21 protein-coding genes are annotated in these 22,116 nt (G+C 41.1%); 7 read left to right on the plus strand and 14 right to left on the minus strand.

Annotated elements, in window-relative coordinates:
- Positions 1-20 precede the first annotated feature (20 nt).
- Complete coding sequence (gene chlP / locus V7K69_RS32475) at positions 21-1,241, plus strand: geranylgeranyl reductase (protein WP_114086232.1); 1,221 nt, start codon at positions 21-23, stop codon at positions 1,239-1,241.
- Positions 1,242-1,540: 299 nt separating this feature from the next.
- On the opposite strand, the gene V7K69_RS32480 is transcribed toward chlP, so the two are convergent.
- A complete protein-coding gene (locus V7K69_RS32480; protein WP_335042346.1) occupies positions 1,541-2,989 on the minus strand; it encodes an FAD-binding oxidoreductase in 1,449 nt (482 codons plus the stop codon).
- An 87-nt stretch (positions 2,990-3,076) separates the two neighbouring features.
- On the opposite strand from V7K69_RS32480, the gene V7K69_RS32485 reads away from it, so the two are divergent.
- Positions 3,077-4,411 carry a pentapeptide repeat-containing protein gene (locus tag V7K69_RS32485; RefSeq protein WP_335042348.1) on the plus strand — a complete coding sequence of 445 codons (1,335 nt, stop codon included), beginning with the start codon at positions 3,077-3,079 and terminating at the stop codon, positions 4,409-4,411.
- Between the two features lie 170 nt (positions 4,412-4,581).
- Here V7K69_RS32485 and V7K69_RS32490 read toward each other — a convergent pair whose 3' ends face one another.
- The 4 genes from V7K69_RS32490 to V7K69_RS32505 form a co-directional block, all read right to left on the minus strand.
- Positions 4,582-5,196: a Uma2 family endonuclease gene (locus tag V7K69_RS32490; RefSeq protein ID WP_335042350.1), complete on the minus strand. Its 615-nt coding sequence runs from the start codon at positions 5,194-5,196 to the stop codon at positions 4,582-4,584.
- 145 nt (positions 5,197-5,341) lie between these two features.
- The gene (locus V7K69_RS32495) at positions 5,342-5,956 is read right to left on the minus strand and encodes a Uma2 family endonuclease (RefSeq protein WP_335042352.1); all 615 of its coding nucleotides are present in this window, start codon (positions 5,954-5,956) and stop codon (positions 5,342-5,344) included.
- A gap of 56 nt (positions 5,957-6,012) precedes the next feature.
- Entirely contained in the window at positions 6,013-6,813 is an 801-nt protein-coding gene (gene map / locus V7K69_RS32500) for a type I methionyl aminopeptidase (protein WP_335042354.1), read from the minus strand.
- Positions 6,813-7,829, minus strand: coding sequence for a Gfo/Idh/MocA family protein (locus V7K69_RS32505; RefSeq protein WP_335042356.1), 1,017 nt, complete (start codon positions 7,827-7,829; stop codon positions 6,813-6,815). The genes map and V7K69_RS32505 overlap by 1 nt, the downstream gene beginning before the upstream one ends.
- Before the next feature lie 453 nt (positions 7,830-8,282).
- On the opposite strand from V7K69_RS32505, the gene V7K69_RS32510 reads away from it, so the two are divergent.
- Positions 8,283-8,582, plus strand: coding sequence for a ferredoxin (locus tag V7K69_RS32510; RefSeq protein ID WP_335042358.1), 300 nt, complete (start codon positions 8,283-8,285; stop codon positions 8,580-8,582).
- Positions 8,583-8,941: 359 nt separating this feature from the next.
- Here the strand turns inward: V7K69_RS32510 and V7K69_RS32515 are convergent, their stop codons facing one another.
- Positions 8,942-10,657 (minus strand): SpoIID/LytB domain-containing protein, encoded by a 1,716-nt coding sequence (locus V7K69_RS32515; RefSeq protein ID WP_335042360.1) that lies wholly within the window; start codon positions 10,655-10,657, stop codon positions 8,942-8,944.
- A gap of 115 nt (positions 10,658-10,772) precedes the next feature.
- Between V7K69_RS32515 and V7K69_RS32520 the strand changes: the two genes are divergently transcribed.
- The 4 genes from V7K69_RS32520 (at position 10,773) to V7K69_RS32535 (ending at position 13,519) form a co-directional block, all read left to right on the plus strand.
- Positions 10,773-11,036, plus strand: coding sequence for a ParB N-terminal domain-containing protein (locus tag V7K69_RS32520; RefSeq protein WP_012410090.1), 264 nt, complete (start codon positions 10,773-10,775; stop codon positions 11,034-11,036).
- Between the two features lie 197 nt (positions 11,037-11,233).
- Positions 11,234-11,725, plus strand: a complete 492-nt coding sequence (locus V7K69_RS32525) for a Dps family protein (protein WP_012410091.1) — start codon at positions 11,234-11,236, stop codon at positions 11,723-11,725.
- 106 nt (positions 11,726-11,831) lie between these two features.
- On the plus strand, positions 11,832-12,497 hold the full coding sequence (gene grpE / locus V7K69_RS32530) for a nucleotide exchange factor GrpE (protein WP_442936227.1): 666 nt from the start codon (positions 11,832-11,834) through the stop codon (positions 12,495-12,497).
- Between the two features lie 695 nt (positions 12,498-13,192).
- Positions 13,193-13,519, plus strand: a complete 327-nt coding sequence (locus tag V7K69_RS32535) for an STAS domain-containing protein (protein ID WP_335042362.1) — start codon at positions 13,193-13,195, stop codon at positions 13,517-13,519.
- Here V7K69_RS32535 and V7K69_RS32540 read toward each other — a convergent pair whose 3' ends face one another.
- The 8 genes from V7K69_RS32540 to V7K69_RS32575 all read right to left on the minus strand — a co-directional run bounded on the left by V7K69_RS32540 (position 13,520) and on the right by V7K69_RS32575 (position 22,021).
- Complete coding sequence (locus V7K69_RS32540; RefSeq protein WP_335042364.1) at positions 13,520-14,656, minus strand: SpoIIE family protein phosphatase; 1,137 nt, start codon at positions 14,654-14,656, stop codon at positions 13,520-13,522.
- 410 nt (positions 14,657-15,066) lie between these two features.
- Positions 15,067-15,834, minus strand: a complete 768-nt coding sequence (locus V7K69_RS32545; RefSeq protein WP_335042366.1) for a DUF1350 family protein — start codon at positions 15,832-15,834, stop codon at positions 15,067-15,069.
- Between the two features lie 402 nt (positions 15,835-16,236).
- Entirely contained in the window at positions 16,237-16,956 is a 720-nt protein-coding gene (locus tag V7K69_RS32550; RefSeq protein WP_335042368.1) for a hypothetical protein, read from the minus strand.
- Positions 16,957-17,333: 377 nt separating this feature from the next.
- Positions 17,334-19,265, minus strand: coding sequence for a M48 family metallopeptidase (locus V7K69_RS32555; protein ID WP_335042370.1), 1,932 nt, complete (start codon positions 19,263-19,265; stop codon positions 17,334-17,336).
- Positions 19,266-19,271: 6 nt separating this feature from the next.
- Positions 19,272-19,859 (minus strand): LemA family protein, encoded by a 588-nt coding sequence (locus V7K69_RS32560; protein ID WP_335042372.1) that lies wholly within the window; start codon positions 19,857-19,859, stop codon positions 19,272-19,274.
- 409 nt (positions 19,860-20,268) lie between these two features.
- The gene (locus tag V7K69_RS32565; RefSeq protein WP_335042374.1) at positions 20,269-20,676 is read right to left on the minus strand and encodes a hypothetical protein; all 408 of its coding nucleotides are present in this window, start codon (positions 20,674-20,676) and stop codon (positions 20,269-20,271) included.
- 270 nt (positions 20,677-20,946) lie between these two features.
- Positions 20,947-21,378: a CAAD domain-containing protein gene (locus V7K69_RS32570; protein ID WP_335042376.1), complete on the minus strand. Its 432-nt coding sequence runs from the start codon at positions 21,376-21,378 to the stop codon at positions 20,947-20,949.
- A 181-nt stretch (positions 21,379-21,559) separates the two neighbouring features.
- Positions 21,560-22,021: a BON domain-containing protein gene (locus tag V7K69_RS32575; RefSeq protein WP_335042378.1), complete on the minus strand. Its 462-nt coding sequence runs from the start codon at positions 22,019-22,021 to the stop codon at positions 21,560-21,562.
- Positions 22,022-22,116: the final 95 nt, after the last annotated feature.

Consider the following 22,116-nt stretch of genomic DNA (forward strand, 5'->3'; position numbering starts at 1 on the left):
AAGATTTGGGAGAAAGACCTTTGACACTACGGGTTGCTGTTATTGGGTCAGGCCCTGCTGGTTCATCTGCCGCTGAAACACTGGCAGCCTCTGGGATTGAAACCTACCTATTTGAGCGGAAGCTAGACAATGCAAAGCCTTGTGGGGGCGCAATTCCCCTATGTATGGTGAGTGAATTTGACTTACCACCAGAGATTATCGATCGCCGGGTACGGAAGATGAAAATGATTTCACCTTCTAATCGGGAAGTTGATATCAATCTGGTAAATGAAGATGAATATATAGGAATGTGCCGCCGGGAAGTGCTAGATGGCTTTTTGCGCGATCGCGCGGCAAAATTAGGTGCAAATTTAATTAATGCCACTGTTCATAAACTTGATATACCAGGAAACAATACCGATCCCTATACCATCCATTACGTTGACCATACAGAAGGTATATCACAGGGAATTGCCAAAACCCTGAAGGTGGATCTAATCATTGGGGCGGATGGGGCTAATTCTCGCGTTGCCAAAGAAATGGACGCTGGGGATTACAATTATGCGATCGCTTTCCAAGAGCGAATTCGCTTACCCGAAGACAAAATGGCCTATTACAACGACCTCGCCGAAATGTATGTCGGTGATGACGTTTCGACCGATTTCTACGCTTGGGTTTTCCCCAAATATGACCACGTAGCTGTCGGTACTGGCACAATGCACATCAACAAAGCCAGCATCAAACAGTTACAAGCTGGTATTCGCGCCCGTGCTTCCGAAAAATTGGCAGGGGGTAAAATCATCAAAGTCGAAGCCCACCCAATTCCTGAACATCCCCGTCCCCGTCGTGTTGTTGGTCGCATCGCTTTGGTGGGAGATGCTGCTGGTTATGTTACCAAGTCTTCTGGTGAAGGTATTTATTTTGCCGCTAAATCTGGGCGGATGTGTGCCGAAACCATTGTAGAAACCTCTAACGGTGGTAGCCGGATTCCTACAGAAGGCGACCTCAAGGTTTACCTGAAGCGTTGGGATAAAAGATACGGACTCACCTACAAAGTGCTGGACATTCTGCAAAGTGTGTTCTATCGTTCCGACGCTACCCGCGAAGCGTTTGTGGAAATGTGTGATGACCTCGATGTACAACGGCTAACATTCGATAGCTATCTGTATAAAACGGTTGTTCCAGCTAATCCCATCACCCAATTGAAGATTACTGCCAAAACCATTGGTAGTCTAATTCGGGGTAATGCCCTTGCACCTTAATTGAGGGCAAAGGACTGGGAATTCCAACAAATAAATTACTCAATTCTGTGGGGTGGATATCTTGCACGCTGATTAATCAGAGCGGGCAAGATGCCCACCCCACAATATATATCAATACTTCGGACAGAATTAAACAGTCAACTAATGTCTTAGTCAGAGATACCCCCTTTTAACTCAATACATAAGAATTTCTTCCTTATTTCTTCCTTCTCTTCCTTTGCGTACTTTGCGTCCTTGGCGGTTCGTTAAAAAAATTGACTTTGACAAAGCGTTAAGCCTTAACCAAACCGTATTCCCTTTTAACTGCCGTATTTCAGATAAAAATAATTCTGGAAAACCCCATCCGGGTCATACTTGCGCTTGAGAGCGAAAAATTTAGCCGATTGTGGATAAGCTCGACGAAATTGTTCAGGTGTAGCATGAAGACGATAGGGTAGATAATACCTACCACCGACTGCGAGGGCTGCCTCAATCAGTTTCTGGGTCATTACCTCCATCTTCGCCTCCCCCTCTTGAGTGCGTTGCTGATGAAAAAGCATCACCAATCCAAAAACTTCCCCATCGGCATATCTGAGAAAACTGTCGTTATCTTCGTGAACATTTCGCACCGTAACATTGAGCAAATCCCCTTTGGACTGAGGAATAATCACGCGACACTTCTCTAAAAAAGCTTCCAGAGATTGAGGGGGAATAAAATACTCATGCAGGATGTCAGTCTCTGCCTGGCGGCGATTCTCAAATAAGGTAGAGGGACGGTTGAGAATCTGGTTTCTCAAAACCCGATTTCCAGCTTCTCCCCCAACCATTTTTTCTAGTTGCCAGCGCAAGTTTTTGCCATAGTCACTGCCAATGCTGCCCCGAAAAACCGTCCGAGGTAATCCAGAATCTGACTGTTTTTCTAAAGAGACAATAGCCTGAGTTCCTTGGGGAACTTGGCGGTAAGTAGTGAGAATAGCCTCTTGTAAAAAGCTTTCCGGTGCAACAGAAAGTCTACCGTATGCCATACCAATATTGGTTGCCCCATCTACCCGTTGCCGATAGGTATCAATATAGTTTTCGCTTTTAATCACGAACCGTTCAGCTATATAGGTCTCATTGGGTACTACTCTCAAATCCACATCAAGAATAATCCCGAATAATCCGTAACCGCCTAAAACGAGAGAAAATAACTCTGGGTTTTTCTGTCTGGAACACTCTACAACCTTGCCACTTGCCAGCATTAACCGGAAACTTTCGACCGTGCTAGCAAAGGGGGGACTATTATGTTGCCAACCATGAGCATTGGCACTCATCGTACCGCCAACAGAAAAATCGTTATTGGACTGCATGACGGCGACAGAATAGCCACGTTCATTTAGGTAAGGAATAATATCAGACCATTTAGCCCCTGATTGCACCGTGAGAATTTTAGTCGCCGGATTGAATTGCATCCGGTTGAAGTTAAGCATCGCTAGGGAGATGCCTTTAGCATACAGAGTGTGACCACCCATCGTATGGCGGGAACCAGCGATCGCTACCTTCTTACCTTGACGTAAAGCATCTCTAAGTACAGACTGTAGTAGCACCTCAGTAACTCCAGGCTGACTTTTAACCTGCTTAATTGTCACCTGTGTCTGATTCAGGTGACTGGCATCATCAACCGTGCCAGGAGGCAGGGGTTGACGGTCATCGCGATCGCTCCAAGCTGTTAAAGTCAGGTGAGCAACAGGTCTGGCAATGACTGTCAGGGCAATAGTTGTAATTGCCACAAGCAGAATAATCTTCAGCCTGTTTTTTAACGATTTACTCCGGTAGGAATGCTGCATAACCAGGATTGAAGGGGCAAAATAGAAAACATGACGATTGAATCCGATTCCTCTAATCTACCAACCCCAGAACCAGTCCCCGAAAACGATTTGCAACCGGATGACTTTGACGGTAGTTCAACTGAAAAAAACCTAACCTCAGAAGTACTAGCGGCGATTGGGTCTTTGCAATCTCCGCAACATACAATTGCTTTAAAACAAGCTCGTTCTGACTTTAAGCAACCCATTACCAGCCAATTCACAGTTAAGCCAAGGGCATTGCTAATTACTCTAATAGCGATCGCCATTACCTTTACTGGAATTATCCTCAATAACTGGATCGTTGGTATTATCGGAACGCTAATAACTTTGCTGTTATCCTTAGCGATATTATTGCCTTGGTTCCAAGAAGTTTTAGATGAGTGGTTTTCACCCCAAGAACGCACTCTGTTTGTAGCCTTTTTAGGATTACTAGTAGCCATCATCGGCTTGATTAGGTTCACAGGTGTGGGCGATCGCTTACTTGTTTTAGGACGCAAAATTAACTGGGATATTGCTGGAACCCTAGCAGATTGGTTTGGTGCTTTGGGACAAATTCTCATCGCCATCATTGCCGTTTATGTAGCGTGGCGACAATATGTAATTTCCAAAGACTTGACAATTCAGCAAAACCTGCTCACAGTTCAGCAAAATATTATTACCCAGCAACAGACAATTGATTCCTATTTCCAAGGCATTTCAGACTTGGTGTTAGATGAAGAAGGATTATTAGAAGATTGGCCCCAAGAAAGAGCGATCGCTGAAGGACGCACTGCGGCAATTTTAAGTAGCGTTGATGGTAGTGGTAAAGCGAAAATTCTCCGCTTTCTCTCACGTTCCAAGTTGCTTTCACCCCTAAAACGCGATCGCTTATTAGGTCGAGCCATTCTTGATGGGACTGGCGGATACGCAGAAGACCGCCTCGAAGGTTTGCGTGTCATCGATTTAGGTGTAATGCTAGCCGCAGCAGACCTTTCTGGTACTGATTTACGTTGGACTGATCTGAGCGAAGCTAATCTTGTCCGTGCTAATTTGACCGGTTGTGACTTAGTAAAAGCCAACCTCTCCCGCACAATTTTATATAATGCTAATCTCACTGGTGCCGACATAAACGGCATTCGACTATTCTACGGTTTAGTAGATAAAGCATCACCCCGCAGTCGAACTGAACCGCCAGATTATGAAACCGGCGAACAAACTGGCGCTGTAGTGGAAAATGCCGATTTCAGTAATGTGCAACGGATGTCTGAGTCTGCACGTTGCTACTGTTGTACTTGGGGTGGCGAAAAAACTAGAGCTACTATTCCTGGCGGTTGTGAAGGTATTCCTAATAAGTTGGGAAGATAGTTATAAGACAATACAGTTCAGTTAAGCATCTCTTTCTTCTCTCTGCGTTCTCTGCGCCTTGGCGGTTCGTTTCCTAATCTATATTTTCACAACTTAAATAAAATTGCTATAAGCCAAAAACATTAATGTAAACACGTGATTTATTGCGTGTTTAAAGACTAGATCAAAAATTAGTTAGCCGCATTAAAAATCTGTTGTGCAGTTAAATTTAATTGAGGAAATGTAGGTGAAAAAATCGCTGTGTTGCCTTGAAAAGGTGTCATTTGATATTCGCCATCAACTAATTCGCATACAAAAATAGTGGGTTGTTTTGGATTGCCGATGAACTTTCTTGCGCCCAATGCAGCATAATCAGCAATCCAATATTCGGGAATTCCCATTTCTTCATAATCCCTAAGTTTATTGTAGTAATCATCTCGCCAGTTGCTTGAAACAACTTCAATAACTATTGGAACTGATGCTGCTTGGCTTACTGTTGACTGTTTTTGAAAAAGCGGTTCATTGTCGAGATTATCAAGATTTAGCAGCAACACATCAGGCGAATAAGCGGATTCAGCTGAAGGAGTTTGGATAAATGCAGTTTTGGGAATTCCGTAGGGTAAATTAAGACGATCAAACTCCACGGTTAATTTCCGCGACAAAAACGCAACAACTTTTTCATGCGCTCCGGTTGGGGGTGGCATTTCAATAATTACTCCTTTGTGCAATTCATAGCGTTTAGCGTCATTGGGATACCATTCAATAAATTCGTTGAAGGTGAGTAATTTGGGCAACGCTTGAGTCATAATTTTACCTCCATATATGTTTTACTTTATCATTTAATAAATATTGATTTTTAGGTGGTAAAATTTGCACTTATGTTTTTTATTAGCTTTAAAAAGTGTAAATGTTTATTCCCAACGAATACTATATTTTCCTCAATCTCTAACTCTAGCGACCCGCAACAAATATCTGTTCTGCGGTCAGATTCAGGTCTGGAAACGTTTGGGAGATGAGGCGTTCTGTTCCTCTAAACTGTTGTGCTTGATAAGTTCCATCTAATAACTGATAAATCGTGATTGTAGGTTCTTTGGATAAGCCAATGTAGCGTTTGCCTCCTAGACCTAGATAATCTGCGATCCAATACTCCCCTATGCCCAAAGCTTCGTAGTCTTCCACTTTCCGGGCATAGTCATTCTGCCAATTAGTACTGACAACCTCTACTACTAACTTTACAGACTTGCCTAGTGTAATAACTGGCTCAGTTTTCCATAAAGGTTCATTTGCCAAAGCCGTCTGATCGAGAATCACAACATCGGGTCTAAAGGCTGAATTTTGACCTAATGGCTTAATTAGGCATTTCATGGGAATAAACCAAGGCAAGTTGAGCAGATCAATTGCTACGTTAAGCTTACGATTAATTAACCCAGCTACCTGTTCATGAAGTCCAGTGGGTTCTAAGTCGATTAATTCTCCATCAATTAACTCGTAGCACACATCATCCAGATAGCCAGCAACGAATGCCTCAGAACTAAGATTGCTTATATTAATAGTGGCTGAAACCATCAAGATTTTTCCTTCCAGGTTCAGAACTAGAGCAGGTATTGCTGCTCTTAATTATTCTAACTAGCTGTTTTATCTAGGTTCCAGTAATTCTCGCCTTCAGGTAGGGTGAGAATTTCAACGCCATCTTCAGTTACAGCTAAGGTATGCTCACATTGAGCAGAAAGCTTGCGATCGCGCGTTACCGCAGTCCACTTGTCGCTGAGAACTTCGACTTCGTAAGTACCTTCATTAATCATTGGCTCAATAGTAAAAACCATCCCCGGTCTCAGGCGCTTGCCTTTACCGCGAGTACCATAATGAGGAACATCCGGCGCAGTGTGGAAAATGTTACTGATACCGTGTCCAACAAAATCTCGCACTACAGAAAAGCCTTGCCCTTCAGCATACTCTTGAATAGCTGCACCAATATCGCCAATACGTGCCCCAGGTTTAACTTCAGCAATCCCCAGGCGCAAACACTCCTCTGTCACCTCTACCAGCTTTCTGGTTTTTGCCGAAGGTGTACCAACAAAAAATGTCTTGGATGTATCGCCGTGATACCCTTCAACAATGGGCGTTACATCAATATTAATAATGTCACCATCTTTGAGAATTTGCTTGGCGTTAGGAATGCCATGACAAATTACCTCATTGACACTGGTGCAAATCGATTTGGGATAACCCTTATAGCCAAGAGGTGCGCTTTTTGCTCCATGCGCTTGCGTCCAACGTTCGGCTTCATCATTTAGTTCAAGAGTGCTAACCCCTGGCTTCACAAACGGTTCGAGATGCTGAAGGAGTTTAGCAGCTAAACGCCCAGCTTGACGCATTTTCTCTATTTCTCGTTGGGATAAAACGACAATTATTTCAGTTTTCATTAACTTTTATCTAAAGTATCTTTCATAAACATAGTTAACCCTGTCTGTGCAGCTCTTTGTGCAGTATCAGCAACCTTTAAGGTATACAAACTCTGCTCTGGGGTAACATACAAAGGAGTCCCGTCAAAAAGATGGTCTAACACCATACTCGTATCTTTGGCGAACAAACCCCGGCGAGGGCCAACCTCTATAGGTGTTGTTTCCCCTGGCTGTACGAATATTCCGGTGTCGCCATCAAAAATTAAACCACCTTTTTCACCGTGAACTTCAAACTTCCGTTCTGATTGCCAAATACTTTCGCCTTTGCCGTACACTACTTGGGCTAAAAGTCCACTGTTAAAGCACAGTTCACTAGTACAAAAACAGGTTTGGTAATATTCCGGTTCTATTTCCCAATATCGCTGATGACAGTTAACAGTAAATACTGTACCAAATAAATCAATGAGGCGATGTAAGCGAGACAGGGCCCCAATTAAGGGAAAACCGAACAACTCGTGGTTATAAGTCCATTTACGGGGTGCAGGATTTTGGGGATTGATGGTGCTGTACCGAGCATAAAACACTTCACCAACTTTGGCTACGTTTTGCTTCAAAGCTTGATGCAAACCACCCAAAAGTTCTAGGTGTTCTACGTGCAAGAGTTTTTTTTGTGCTTTGGCTAGGGCAATCAGTTCGTCTGCTTCGACTACATCCAACGAAAGGGGATACTCTATAATTACGTGTTTGCCATTTGTAAGTGCTGCACGAGCGATCGCACCATGATCTCGATTAACAGTGCAAACCACTACTAGGTCTACGTCTTCACGCTCTACTAGCTCTTGCCAAGAACTTAATGCTTTAATCTGGTACTCTCTGACAAAGGCTTCTGTTTTTTCTGCGGTATGACCAACAACCGCGATCAACTGCGATCGTTCATCATTGAGCAATGCTTCAGCCCGGAACTTTGCCGCATACCCAGTACCTACCAAACCTACACGCACTCTTGCTTTTTCCAAAGCTGCTCCTGAATTATACATGATCCTGCTACATAAAAACTTGGCACAAACCCATTATGTAACCTGCTTAAAAATCGGTTTTTATTAGTCTTTAAATTTTCCGAGTTGTTGCAGGAAGTTTCTTGATTTCAAACTTCCTTAGTTTCTTGATTGTCTTGACAAAAGTCCGAGCGTATGGATATAAAACCTTGCTGCAAATTTAAATAACATCAAATTTAATCATGTTTTCTTAGCTAGAACATAGTTTTTTATTATCACAGCTCAACTAGGGCAGTAAATACATAAATAAAACTTATCGGGATTAAGCAACTAAATTTCATTACTAATCGGGTTCAATTTCGAGTTACATAGTTTGATTTTTCTCGTAGTATCAGAATTGAAGCAAATATAAACTAGCGGCTAATTCTCAAGAACAGCCGCGACCTTTGCCTTAAGATAACTTATACTGCCGTTCATAAAAGAGAGGATTACTCAATGGCAACTTATAAAGTGACACTAGTCAACGAGGCTGAAGGGCTGAATACAACACTGGATGTTGAGGACGATACCTATATTCTAGACGCAGCTGAAGAAGCTGGTATTGACCTGCCCTACTCTTGTCGTGCTGGTGCTTGCTCTACCTGTGCAGGTAAACTCGTATCAGGTACTGTTGATCAAGGCGATCAATCATTCTTAGATGACGATCAAATAGAAGCTGGATATGTACTGACCTGTGTTGCTTACCCAACTTCTAATGTCACAATCGAAACTCACAAAGAAGAAGAACTTTATTAAGAGCAAACTAAATAGCCAAATACCTATTTCTATTGGTGATTATAGTTATTCAACATCTTGACTGAGCGCTCGTCCAACGTCTTAATGTTGCAAGACTAAGCATCAATTTGTGTGTGTCTCTTAAAGCCACTTTGAAAAAAAGACTGATTTCATGTTGGGCAGGAACACAGTAAATTTAGTGTTCCTGCTTAATTTTTTTAGTATGGAGTTCTACCTCAGCAATTTTGCCTTTTGTTGACTCCTTATGCCTACCTCAATATAGAGGCAGGAGGTAAGAGGTAGAAACTTTTTCTATCTAATTTTGAGTCCTGTATTTTGTACCTCACTCAAAAAGCGAACTGCTGTAAAAAGCGATTAGCTTAGAATTTAATCTCTTTGTTGAGAACTTGAATCTGAGTACCAGGATAATAAAATTGGAGAATTTTTGGACTTGACCAACCTAGTTTTGCTAGATTTTGAGCGCCAGTTTGACTCAAGCCAACTCCATGTCCTAATCCACCACCAATAAAAGCGTATCCCCACAGTTCTGGTTTGCCTTTATTCAGAGGTTCTAAGTAAAAAAACGTACTTGTAGGAGCAGCAAAGGCGCTTCGAACTTCGTCTTTGTGGAGAATAAAGGTGCTTTGATCAGTTTTAACCGCGAGTTCCAAGATGCGTCCACTCTCGCTTCGCTTCACCACTGCCATAGCCTGAATTGTCTTAAATTTGGCATGAGGACTGTTTTTTACCTGCAAAAATTTCTGCAAGTCCTTGATAATATCTTCTAAACGGGTTTCCCTGCGCCAACGAAAAGCATCCCATTTGCTCTCATTAAATCCCTGTTGGATATTAATAAATTTCTGGAAGTTCTTTTCATCTGCCAAACTCTGCTTAGACAAGTTCCAAAAATTAGTTGCAGCATCTAGTACAGGGCGCAAATAGGGGCGATCATCGCCATTCCAGATATCGCTGAAGGAAGCAGTAACACCACCTGTGGTAGAAGAATACAGGGCATCTACTAGTTCGTTTTTATAAGTTACTACCTTACCCCTAGTGGAGGCGATCGCTTGGTCTGTTTTAGCCGCAGCTCCATTTAGCCCATAATAAACTTGGCAGTGAGTATCGGCACACAACTGATAGTTATCTGCGGCAAACCTGCGTAAATTTCTTAAAGCATAAGTCCGGGCGAGAATTGCTTGGGCTTCTAGCGCTGCTTTCGGTGCATCCGTTCCTATTTCGTAAGGGACAACCCCACGTAAATAAGTTTCTAGAGGGACTTGGTTAACTAAAGTGTATGTGCCGTAAGCATTTGGCTGCAAATTCATCTGTCCAGAATAAAGACGAGCATTTTCTGGCTTTTCGCTTTTATTGACCCGAATTAAGTTTTTATCAGTACTGATTTCCAAATCATCTGGGCTATAGCGTTTACCATCCACCACCCAACTAACTTGCGGCACTTGTTTTAAAACTTTAGTATCAAGATATACTTTATCTTTAGTAGAAGCTTGGATGTTCTGCAATAGTAAGCGTCGCAATAAAGGAGTGCTATAAACATCTCGTTTAGCCCAAACCTGCCAGCGTTCTGGCTGGGCGATTTCCACTTCTATTCTCTGAGAACGCCATTTGTTAGCACTATCTTCGGCAGTTTCAAAAGTGCGGTATGTGCCTAAGACTACCATTTCTTCCACTGCTGGCTGGGGTAAAGCTTGCATAACTGTTTCCAGCTTTACAGGATTCTTTGTCACCAGGATTTGCTGCTTGTTGCCCACTTGAAATTTTAGCTTTAAGCGATCGCCTTTTGTGGGTTCCAGTTGCAGTTTGACTGTGGGTTGTGAACCAAATCGCTGCACAATCCCAATTTTCAGTTCTATATCCTGGATGTTACTCTCAGGGCCTGATGCAGCAGTCAGTCCCAATAGACAAAATGTCGTCAGCACAGTGTGGGAAAAACGCCAAAACAAAAATTTCATGGCTACCTGATAGCGTACCCCTATAGGGAAGCAAGCTACACGCAGCATATTGAGCTTCTTTTGCCCCCTAATGCGGCGTTGGAGCTTATTTTCCAATTGCTTTGCAGTGCGGTCTTTTTGTCGCATGAGCGCTCCAATGATACCATTACCAGTTTTGCCCCAAGTATAGGTTGCAAAACGAAGTCATAACGACTATGATTTATTTAGAGACAGAAAACAGAACTAGTTGGATAAACTCCTTATGGTTAGAGTCCAAGAAATTCCATTAAATCAGATAAAACGGCCATTGCCCCGTGCAAACGATCCAAATAAAGTGCAAGCCTTAATGGAATCGATTGCGGAGATTGGGCAGCAAGAACCTATTGATGTCCTAGAAGTAGATGGACAATATTATGGCTTTTCTGGTTGCCATCGGTATGAAGCTTGCCAGCGTTTAGGCAAAGAAACCGTTTTAGCCAGAGTTCGTAAAGCACCCCGTAGCGTTTTAAAGATGCACTTGGCATAGAGAATGAGATAGGGAGGCAGGGGGAGCAGGGGAGCAGGGGGAGAGGGGAGAATAATAATTGCTAACTGCTGACTAATGCCCAATTCCCAATTCTCACTTGCCCTGAGCGGAGCCGTTCGCGTAGGTCTCGCAGAGAAGGGATGCCCAATTCCCAATTCCCAATCCCCAATTACATATAACCTAATTAGGAGAAAATTATGTCATCAAAAGTAACAGTCAAAAATGTAAATATCGGCATTGACGAGGCGAGTAGGGCTAAAATTGCCGAGGGTTTATCTCGTCTGTTAGCTGACACTTATACACTTTATCTGAAAACTCATAACTTCCATTGGAATGTAACGGGGCCGATGTTCCAAACGTTGCATTTGATGTTTGAAACCCAGTATACAGAATTAGCTTTAGCAGTTGATTTAATAGCTGAGAGAATTAGAGCGCTTGGCTATCCCGCACCGGGAACCTATAGCGAATATGCCAAACTGAGTTCAATTCCAGAAACTCCTGGGGTTCCGAAAGCTGTTGAGATGATCCGCTTATTAGTGGAAGGACAAGAAGCCGTAGTCAGAACTGCACGGTCTATTTTCCCCGTGATAGAGGAAGTTAACGACGAGCCTACTGCCGATTTATTAACTCAACGGATGCAAGTACACGAAAAAACCGCTTGGATGTTGAGAAGTTTACTGGAAGAATAGGAATTAGGGAATAGGGAATAGGGCATTGGGAATTGAAAAAAAACTTAATTCCCAATCCCCAATACCCAATGCCCAATGCCCACTTGCCCTGAGCGGAGCCGAAGGGATGCCCAATACCCAATGCCCAATGCCCAATACCCACCTGTTGCAAGATTTAATGCAACAGGTGGGTATTTCTAGTTTTAAAGCGCTAAGTCGAGCTGCTGGTGTTTCAGAACGGCAACTTTTGCGGTTACGCCAAGGAAAGCTAGAGCAGATGCGGGTAGATGTGCTGCTGAAGCTGTCACCAGTGCTACAGATGTCATTGAATGAATTAATCGCAACTTTTTCATCCGTAGAGTTATTACAAGAGAAAGCAGCGCCCAATCAGGAATTGTTACAAGAGATTACAGATTTAAGAAAAGAGTATCAGCGATCGCAGCTTCAACTAGAACAGCAGCAAGAGATATTACTACAAGAACTCCAGCAGTCAACTTTACAACTGCTGGAGCCTTTATTATTGCAATGGCCAACAGCAGCACAGAAAGCCCAAGAGAATCCACAGCTAGCAGCAGTAAAAATAGTGCCATTAGTGCAAAAACCTCTGGAAAAGCTTTTACAGGCGTGGGGAGTGGAAGCGATCGCACCAGTGGGAGCAGAATTACCTTATAATCCCCAACTACACCAACTGATGGAGGGAACTTCATTACCTGGAGAAATAGTCAAGGTGCGCTACACTGGCTATCTTCAAGGTGAGAAGCTGCTTTACAGAGCTAAAGTCAGTCCTGTTTGAGGGAGTTAAAGGTTAGGAGTTATAAATTCATAACTCTTTACTTTTTGTGCTGTCTGTTGAAAAATGACAGATATTGGGAATACTAAAATTGCAGATGCGATCGCCTCTGAGAAGTTCTGTTAAAGCGTTGATATAGGTTTAAGCTTACTTGGCGCTGTTTAAACCGAAATTTTTAGCTCTAGAGCCGCATTCCAGAGATAAATTATTTCCATAATGTAAGTAATCGGACATAAATAAAAAAATATTTGGGAAATAATCTGAAAAGTCACAACTTCAGCTTGTAGATCAGTAGATAGCTACATCCATGAGATGGAAGTAAGTTGGCGTTAAAAATCAACATCTGTGATCAAACATAAAATCAGCAAAATCTGGAAAATTGGTTATTCCAATGTTTTTACACAACTAAACATACATGGGTTTTATCATGCCAACTTACCAATTTTGTTATTTATAGTTAGTCTGTTTGTAGTAGAAAAAGTATGCTTAATTAAGCTAGTATTTTTTTATAATTACAAAAACATTATATTTAAATATTTATAATGAATCTTTATCGATACAGATTAATTATCAATTATTACTCAATTTTTAATGTTAGATTGAATTTTGAAAGCATTTTTAAATACTCTAGGTTGGGTATATAATAGCGAAAATAGTGGCATTAGAGCATCATTTACACAAATAAGCGTGACATAATTATGAGAGAACAAGTAAAAGTTATTAAGCTCAGTGGTAATTTGAACGCCACAACTTCACAAGAATTTCGACAAAATATCACTGATATTTTAGAAAGTGGTGCGAAAATTGTGTTAGTGGATTTTAAAGATGTAATATTTATGGATAGTTCAGGTTTAGGAGCTTTAGTGTTAGCTTTTAAAACCTTACGGGCGGCAAATACTAAGCTTGTTCTCTGCTCAATTAATGAGCAAGTCAGAATATTATTTGAACTCACTAATATGGATAAAGTATTTGAAATATTCCCTAGTCAAGACGCATTTAATCAGGTTTCAGTATCCAATACGTAATTAATCAAACTTAATTTGCAAAATAGATAAATCATCATCAAAAGCATCTTTGGAGTTCAGAGCGATTAAATAACTCAGTACGTGATCGAGTTGGCAATCAACAGGATTTTGTAAGCTAACTAGTAGCTGAATAAAAGCATCCAAACTCCAAAGAGTGCCATCTGATTTAGTGATTTCATAAGCGCCATCACTAAAAATGTAAAGGCTGCTGAATTTTTCAATATTGTAAACCCCATCAACATATTTTGCTTCTGGAAACATCCCAACTGGCATACCGGGGGTTTTCAAAAGTTGAACATCAGACTTTCTGGGGGATAAACCAGTTATTAAAACTGCTGGCGGATGACCTGCACTAGAATAAATTAATTGGCGGTTAATTCGATTGTAAACTCCGTACCAAATCGTAAAGTATTTGTCATTTTGATAATTCATCTGGAAGGTATCATTCAAAGCCTTCAACACATCACTAGGTTGATAGTAATTGAGACTTTTGAGCGCACGAGAACGCAGCAGATTCAGCACTGAAACTGAGGGAAGAGTAGCTTTGAGTCCATGTCCCGCAGTATCGAGTAAATAAATTGCTAGATAATCGTCATCAAGCCAATAGTAATCGAAACAGTCACCACCGAGTTGCCGCGAGGGAATAAACCGGAAATTTATATTGAAAGGTTCAGTCATAGGAAAAGGCAGCAGCGATCGCACATATTCTGCTGCTTCTGACATTTCTGATTCTAAAAGCAACTTTTGAGCCTGCAAATCTCTACTCAACTGATGCAGGCGTAACCCCGCTCTTACCCGCGCTTGTAATTCATTATGCTCGATAGGTTTGGAAATAAAATCATCAGCACCAGCATCTAGACCTTTGACGCAATCGGCAACTGAATCTAAAGATGTTAATAAAATAAAGAATGTGGTAAAAAATTTTGGATCTGTCTTAATACGCTGGCAAACTTCCAAACCAGTCAACCCCGGCATAATCCAATCACAAATAATTAGTGCTGGACGGCAAGCTAGCGCTTTTTCTATTCCTTCCTCGCCACTACTGGCAGTAACTATTTCATAACCCTGTTTTTCCAATATCCTTTTCAAAAGTATTTTTATGGAATAATCATCATCAATTATTAGGATTTGAAACATAAAAATTTCTAAGAAATGCTCGTTAATAATTTGCTGCGAAGATAGAAAGCCAAAATATAATATAAGTTAATTAGTTAGTAATAAAACAGTTTTATTTTTCATTAAGCACAAAACTAAGGGTTTTAATATAGGAGGCAAAAGCTCTTTATCTTTGATTTTTAATTCTAAATTTTGTAATGACTTGCAACCTGATGTATTTATGTATTAATCAGTAGGACATTGTAAATAATTCAAGGTTTAATGTAAGGATTTTAGACCTAAGTTGTTCGCATAGCCTCTAGTCAAGAATAAAAAACTGAAGTCCCCTACTATTAACTAATGTTAATATTCTTACATTAGTTAATGTAGCTGAAATTTTTCTATATTTCCCAGTCAAATTTATTTATGACTTTTTGACAGTTATAAAAAAATTATGGAGGTGCAAGAGGATTTATCCACAACAAGATAGAACTTCTTAACTGGTTCAAGTCGCGGTATGCTCCTTGCTTCAACCATTGACCTAACGCATCAAAGGGGGTAAAAGACGTTCCAGTTTGCCATTTAATATCTTGACCTAAAGGCGTTGTATGATTTCCTGGTAACGTTTGTGCTGTCACCATGTCATCAAAGCGTCCTTGTAATATTTTGGTTAAAGCTGCTGATTGGTCAATGGTGTCATTACTAAACTTTATTAATAAATTACGTCGGATAGTGTAGCGCTCTTGAACAAGCTTGTTAGTTTCCAACGGTGAGGGAGTAAACTCAATGTTCAAAGTAGAATTGAACTGTTCTACTAGGGGAATAGCTTCTTTGGCGGCGTAGTTATTGAAGGATATTAAAATATTGCCTGCACGTTCTACTTTAAAGAGGCTACCAATTAACAAGTGAAGTTTACAGCCCATACTGTGTCCAAGACCATAGATTGGGAAGTAAAGCTTGCGTAATGCTCCAGAATCATGTAATCGTTCCAGGGTGCGGTCAAAGTTTAACAGCACGGATTTTGCGATCGCTGTATGATCCAATGTATTGACAAAAGGCGTAGCAATTACAACATAGCCTTTATTTGCCAGTTCTTCGAGTAACCAGCGATAAGTGATGTGTGGTGCAGTGGCGACAAATGCACCTCCTAAAAAATGGATGATACCTATGGGATTTCGGGGAATGATTACCCAGTTACCTCTGACTTCTTTCCAGTCCATGCCGATAAGCGATCACTTTCTTGATATTCTTTATGTTAGACCGGGGATCGCTACCGTGGGAAGGATTATGGAAAAAGCCACCAACAATTAGGCAATTAAGTTAAGTAGGTTGGTGTGAATATTATCATCAGGTTCAGGCAGGAGGCAGGAGGGAAGAGGATTTTAGTTCACTTAACCTTTATTAACATAGTTTGGTTTTTTCCAGATGTTCTACTTACAGTTAAGGTCTAAATCTCCATCCATAATTGGGCTATCAGAAGAAGTTTCTTAGTTTGACCTATTTGTCGATCAGGAATTACGTTACTGAGTCTTGTCTGCAATACACTGTTTGCCAACGAACGTCATTACGTTAGCGTAGCGAGTCCCCACAACGTCTTGTAGAGAGAGTCATTACAAATTATTTTAACCCTGAGTCTGTAATCGTTTCATTTCGTGTTGCACATCTAATGCAATCTGTAATGCTTCGTTGAGCAACCTTCCATGCTCAGTAGCCTGTTCATTTACTTGCATAGCTGTTAAAGTTGCTAAATTATTGACGAATAGTTCTGTATTACTAAGAATAAAGCTCTTATTTTCTCTCAAAATCCTTTCTGTCTTCAAAGCGCGAACTAAATCAGCTTTGGTGAGATTAAGTGCTGCGAGAACACTCTCCCTTTCTTTTATCAGCACTTCTGGATTACCAGCTTCTTCTATTTGGTCATTGATATGTATTGCTCTAATTACAGTATTATATCTTTCAACATCGTTTAACAGGATTTGGAGAGAATTTGTCATGTTTAGCTTGACAATTTTACTTCTTTTTTTCCATATTAAATATAAGATAGTTTGCGTAAGACCGCCAACCCAAAGACCTAATATAATTAATACTATCCAGGATGGAATTGCTATCCATGATACAAATATTTTAAGAAATATATCAAATAAAAGATAGCCAAAAACAAATGTAGCAAAACCAATAAAAACTACAGTAGCTCCTTCCGAACTTTTAATTTTTTGGATGTATAATTTTGCAAAGGTTTTCAGAGGATTTGTAATGATTAAAAGTTGATCATTGACAGGTAAATTAGTCAGCTTTTGCAGTTCATCCTGACTAATTTCCAAGCCCTGTAAATCATCCCTCACAGCTTTTTAATCCTTGCCAGAATAGTTATTTAATCTAATATAGCAATCAAATTTCTAGAATGCTGGCATTTTGTCTAAACTTTTTTAAGCAAGTTAATACTTCTAGTCAATGCTAAGAGTTTTTGTACAATATGATACTCTTTTGCCCAGATAGCAATCCTATTTGAGTTGTGAAAATGAACAAACCGCCAACGTGCAGCGTCTCGTAGAGAAGAACGCCAAGAAAAAACGAGATCGAAATATAAATCAATTGCTTGTAAATGTAATGATAATGCAACGGGTTATTTTCCTGTTAAACAGCTATTTCTAGCTATAGAAAAGTCCGCAAAAACGGACTTTTTTGTTTAGTTATAAATAATTGTGTCTCACTCGTTACATTAACTTCCCTTCGGAGAAGATTGTTTCTGTTTTGAAATGCCACGCTGAGGGTTTAAAAATGGAGGGATGGGACAGTCTAGCGTCATAGCGATCGCTCTTAGTAAGTCAGCTTCTGACTGTGTAACTTTGTTATCTAATAGTACCGTGTGAGCGCAGGCATCTACAATAGCTTGCTTGAGTTTAGGACTGGCAAGGCGGAGGCGTTCAATACTCTTCTTCAGTTCAGTGAAATTACAGCTTGGTGGCGTGTCTGGTTTTTCTTGTTCTGCGGCTTTGGGAAGCCGAAAAACTCCAGAACGAAAAGCATAGGCGATGTCTTCGGTGGACGCATCGGGTTGAGAGTGTCCAACGCGTGCAATTACGGACAGTATTAACAGGCTCTCTGGCCAAATCTGTTCTATGGAGGTATATTCTACTGTTGTTGTATATGCAGGATTTATACTAGGTTGGAGGCGATGCCACAGTATTAACTGCAACACAAAATGCCATAGTGATAAACTTCCGGTGGCTACAGCTAAACCGTGGACACATTTGCATAGTCTTTGGCATTCTTTGGCAGAATTTTGGCGTAATACGGGTACTGCCAAATCCACAAGTGGTAAGCGAATTTTGGCATCTAACTGGCTAATTTCGTTACTCGATTCTAGAGTTTTGTCTACCAACTCAGCAGGCTGTACCTCGCGTAACCATGCAATTTGACGTTCTTGGATCTCGATATTTTCTGTATCTAACGCTAGCGCAAAAGCGATCGCCATTGCACTTTCCTGCTCCCGTACACCCAAGCGCAGGGATTCTGGTAACTGCGATAACAGTGCTTGAGCATGAGCAAAATGCTCTGGTGTAACGCTTCCCACCTGGTTTACAAACTGTTCTGGTGTGGCGTTGGAACCGCCAGCAAAGCCCATTGTTAGAGATTCCTGGGAAGGGGAACGCATTTGATTGCGAGATGGCATTGCAGGCAAATTGCTGACGTTCAAACCCCCAACGCGACGGATACGTTCTGCCAAAGGTGGGTGGGTAGAAAACATATTGTCCCAGAAAGAGGGGTTGAGGGCATTGCCAAAAAACATGTGGCTAGCCGCTTCCGCACCAGGCGAAATCAAGCGTGAATCCATCTGTTGGAGTTTTTGGAAGACTCCGTTAAGTCCGTTGGGGTTGCGAGTGAACTGTACAGCCGAAGCATCGGCAAGAAATTCGCGTTGGCGAGAGACGGCGGCTTTAATCAAGCGTCCGCAGACTAATCCGATACCGCCAATTGCCATTAGTGCCAAACCAAAAGCCCAGATAGGTAAACCCTTATCTTCCTTTCCTAAACGGAAGCTATCGCGAATGCGCCAGAGCAATTCCCCGGTTAAATAAATGAACAAAATCCCGTGCAAGAGTCCCACTAAACGCAAATTTAGCCGCATATCTCCATTGAGAATGTGGCTGAATTCGTGGCCGATGACTCCTTGTAACTCATCTCGGTTTAGATGTTGTAAAGTTCCACGGGTAACACCAATTACAGCATCATTGGGCGTAAATCCGGCAGCAAAGGCATTAATCCCGGTTTCTCTTTCTAGGAGATAAACTTCTGGGACAGAAATACCAGAAGCGATCGCCATTTCCTCGACTATATTTAATAGTTGTTGCCCTTGTTCATCTGCCATATCTGGGAGTAAGAGTTGTCCCCCCAACTCCTGAGCAATGACGCTTCCTCCTTGACGGAGACAGGCAATTTTATAGAGACTTCCTATTGCGATCGCAATTATTGTAATCCCAGCCACGTAGAGAAATATCCCTGGATGCCACCAAACACGTGGAGCCATGCGGAGCAGAAATAAAGCGGCAATGTAAATCGCCATAATCATGACTGCGATCGACAGGGAAAATAATCCAATTAATTGTTGCGTGTTTTGGCGTGCCCGATCCTGATGTTCAAAGAAATTCATAGATATTTAAAAAGACACGCGTGGAGCATTTCTCATTTCTGGAGTCGCTTCGGCGAGCAATTCTGCAACAGTAAAGTTAAAAGTATTTGCCACAAGATTGCTGGGGAAAGATTCGCTCTTGGTGTTGTAAAGTGTCACCGCGTCATTAAAAGCCTGACGTGCAAAAGCAATCCGGTTTTCAGTGGAAGATAATTCTTCCATCACCTGAGTCATGGCGCGATCGGCTTTCAATTCTGGATAAGATTCTGAAAGTACCATCAACCGACTTAACGCACCCGTCAGCGCTCCTTCAGCATTGCCCAACTGTTGCATCGCTTGCGGATCGCCGGGATTTTGTGCGGCACGACTGCTAGCATTAATTGCAGAATTCCGAGCCGCAATAACTGCTTCTAAGGTTTCTCGTTCATGTTTTATGTACCCTTTGGCAGTTTCCACCAAGTTGGGAATTAAGTCATAGCGACGCTGTAATTGAACATCGATTTGAGAGTAAGCATTTTTGTAACGATTGCGATACTTGACTAAATCGTTGTAGGCATTAATGATAATTAGAGCAACAATGGCAACTAATGCAACAGAAAATATTAAAAGCCCCATATTTTTAGATTATTTCAATCAGGTACTTACTTTATATCCAGCAAAATTTGTGTGGATATAAAGATGAGTCTACTTTTAACAAGTTGGCTTCGTCGCCTGTAAAATTAGTTACGCAATTGCACTGAGCTATATAGGTTGCACAAAGCCCAACGCAGTTGAAGGACTTTGCCCGGATTTCTCACAATACTGTAGGCAGAGGAGTGTGGGGAGTGTGGGGGGTAAGACTTCTTCCCCATCCTCCCACACCTCCCACACTCCTTGATTTCTCACAAGTGAGAAATCAAGGTTTGGCGTTAACCCAAGTGTATTGCTATATAAATAGAGACGCAATAACTATAATTGCGTCTCTACAAACTGTCTATTTAGCCTTTTTACGTGTAATTGCACCCACCAAAAGGATAGTTGTTAATTAAATTATTCCTGGGCCTCTACCGCGTTTGTCGCCCTTTTCGGTCAACTTGCCTTCTTCATCTTGATTAACTTCTCCAAGTTCTTCAACACGTTGTGCAGTATCTTCTGCTGCTTGTTTGCGTGCATCACCTGGTTCTTCGTAGTACATTTCCGGTTCAACTGCATAGTTGTTCAACAAACCTTCTTTGTCTACGGTGTATCCGTCAGTAGTGCGTATACTTTCTGGATCGGTTTGGTCATCTGTAGCTACATCTGCCTCCCTTTCTTCTGTAGGGAGTGTTTTGTAGTTGCCGCCTTCTCTTTCGATCCGAGCAGCAGTTTCGGCTGGAATAATGCCGCGATCATAACTATCTGCTTCAGCGCGATCGGATGAATCTATATCTCTCTTAACTGCTTCATTAGCCATAATTTATGTCCTCGTAAAAGAATCTATTTAAATAACTTCAAAAACTAGATTAATGTTTTTTTAATCTCCGAACTACTATCTTTAGAAGTGATTTAAAATTAAAAATAAGATTACATCCTCTATCTTTCGATTTATCAAAAGATTAATATTAAGTCAGGTTAAATAACAATAATTTATATTTACTATTAAGACAAGAAGCTTAAGCCCCTTGTCTTAAAGGTAGACAAACTTCTACCACAGTGTAGTGTACTAGTTGAATCGTTGGGAAATTTATTCGCCCACAAACTGATTTTTGAGGGATTGAATTTCATCAACTAATTCTTGCCGAGTTGAAGCCTTTAGTAGATAACGGAAAACAAACCAACTGGCATAACCAATTCCAACTAATTCAAAGAGTGGTGATAATAATGGAATATCATTGATTGCATCCAGTAGTGCTAGCACTAACTTTGCTGTAACAATGGCAGCTAAAATTAAAGCAACAGTTATTAGAGGCTGCTTATAGTCTTGAAAAAAGCTACCTAAGTATGTGGGTAGTTTCTCCAAAAATTGAGAAACTTGTCTGCTAATTTGCTGCCATTGAGATTCCGGTTCCGATGCTGGCGGTAACTTTGGCAAATTTGCATCTACACCTTCAAGTGCTAGCGTACCTTGTGATAATGAAGTATTGATGGATTGACGTTGCTGTTGTTCGGTTTCCATAGTTTTTCAACGATTACAAAATTTTCTGTAACTGAACTGAGCATCAATAAATATAATTATTAAAGTCGTCAGTTGTCAATTATTAATGGTCAGCAATAAGTATAACTGACCATTAAGACTGAGTAGGAAAATATAAATTTATTTTTGTCTACCTACTCAATTGAATTTATTGTTAGTTGGCTCAGTTTGTTGGTGGGGCAACAGTTGCTTTAACAATTACAGTTTTGACACCTTTGATTTCTTTAGCTAAACGTTCAATTTTAGCCAACTCTTGCTGATTGTTAACAGTTCCTCCGACAGTGACAACTCCATCCTGTGTGGCATCAACTGTTAATTGACCCTTGGGTATGTTTGCCTCTAGCTTGGAACGAACTTCACTTGATAAGTCACCTTTAGCTCTATCTGCATCGCCGCCGGTGACTTTATTTCGTTGTTCGCGGGCACGGATATCAGCGTCAAGTTGTCTTCTACGAGTTTCACTTTGTGCGTCTTTTTGAGAAGCTTCTGTTGTCTGTACACTCGGTGATTGTGGAGCTTCATTAGGATTACCTGGTGCCGATTCGCTTGTTTTAGAAGCGTTATCACAAGCAGCAACACCAAAAACTAAAAGGGTGCTAATTAAGAAGGGGGTTAGCTTTTTCATAGATTTAATTCGCAATCGGAAAGTGAAATTTGTTGATTTTTAGGGTGAAGTGAGGAGCAAGTTTTTAAATTCTTGCTCTTGCAATTGTGTGTAAT

Origin of the sequence: Nostoc sp., assembly GCF_036917775.1 — a bacterium.
Taxonomy (GTDB): domain Bacteria; phylum Cyanobacteriota; class Cyanobacteriia; order Cyanobacteriales; family Nostocaceae; genus Nostoc.

Bases quoted from the DNA above. Each gene is read 5' to 3' on its own strand.
- V7K69_RS32485 (WP_335042348.1), top strand. From the start codon at position 3,077: ATGACGATTGAATCCGATTCCTCTAATCTACCAACCCCAGAACCAGTC.
- V7K69_RS32490 (WP_335042350.1), bottom strand. From the start codon at position 5,196: ATGACTCAAGCGTTGCCCAAATTACTCACCTTCAACGAATTTATTGAA.
- V7K69_RS32495 (WP_335042352.1), bottom strand. From the start codon at position 5,956: ATGGTTTCAGCCACTATTAATATAAGCAATCTTAGTTCTGAGGCATTC.
- map (WP_335042354.1), bottom strand. From the start codon at position 6,813: ATGAAAACTGAAATAATTGTCGTTTTATCCCAACGAGAAATAGAGAAA.
- V7K69_RS32505 (WP_335042356.1), bottom strand. From the start codon at position 7,829: ATGTATAATTCAGGAGCAGCTTTGGAAAAAGCAAGAGTGCGTGTAGGT.
- V7K69_RS32510 (WP_335042358.1), top strand. From the start codon at position 8,283: ATGGCAACTTATAAAGTGACACTAGTCAACGAGGCTGAAGGGCTGAAT.
- V7K69_RS32515 (WP_335042360.1), bottom strand. From the start codon at position 10,657: ATGCGACAAAAAGACCGCACTGCAAAGCAATTGGAAAATAAGCTCCAA.
- V7K69_RS32520 (WP_012410090.1), top strand. From the start codon at position 10,773: ATGGTTAGAGTCCAAGAAATTCCATTAAATCAGATAAAACGGCCATTG.
- V7K69_RS32525 (WP_012410091.1), top strand. From the start codon at position 11,234: ATGTCATCAAAAGTAACAGTCAAAAATGTAAATATCGGCATTGACGAG.
- grpE (WP_442936227.1), top strand. From the start codon at position 11,832: ATGCCCAATACCCAATGCCCAATGCCCAATACCCACCTGTTGCAAGAT.
- V7K69_RS32535 (WP_335042362.1), top strand. From the start codon at position 13,193: ATGAGAGAACAAGTAAAAGTTATTAAGCTCAGTGGTAATTTGAACGCC.
- V7K69_RS32540 (WP_335042364.1), bottom strand. From the start codon at position 14,656: ATGTTTCAAATCCTAATAATTGATGATGATTATTCCATAAAAATACTT.
- V7K69_RS32545 (WP_335042366.1), bottom strand. From the start codon at position 15,834: ATGGACTGGAAAGAAGTCAGAGGTAACTGGGTAATCATTCCCCGAAAT.
- V7K69_RS32555 (WP_335042370.1), bottom strand. From the start codon at position 19,265: ATGAATTTCTTTGAACATCAGGATCGGGCACGCCAAAACACGCAACAA.
- V7K69_RS32560 (WP_335042372.1), bottom strand. From the start codon at position 19,859: ATGGGGCTTTTAATATTTTCTGTTGCATTAGTTGCCATTGTTGCTCTA.
- V7K69_RS32565 (WP_335042374.1), bottom strand. From the start codon at position 20,676: ATGGCTAATGAAGCAGTTAAGAGAGATATAGATTCATCCGATCGCGCT.
- V7K69_RS32570 (WP_335042376.1), bottom strand. From the start codon at position 21,378: ATGGAAACCGAACAACAGCAACGTCAATCCATCAATACTTCATTATCA.
- V7K69_RS32575 (WP_335042378.1), bottom strand. From the start codon at position 22,021: ATGAAAAAGCTAACCCCCTTCTTAATTAGCACCCTTTTAGTTTTTGGT.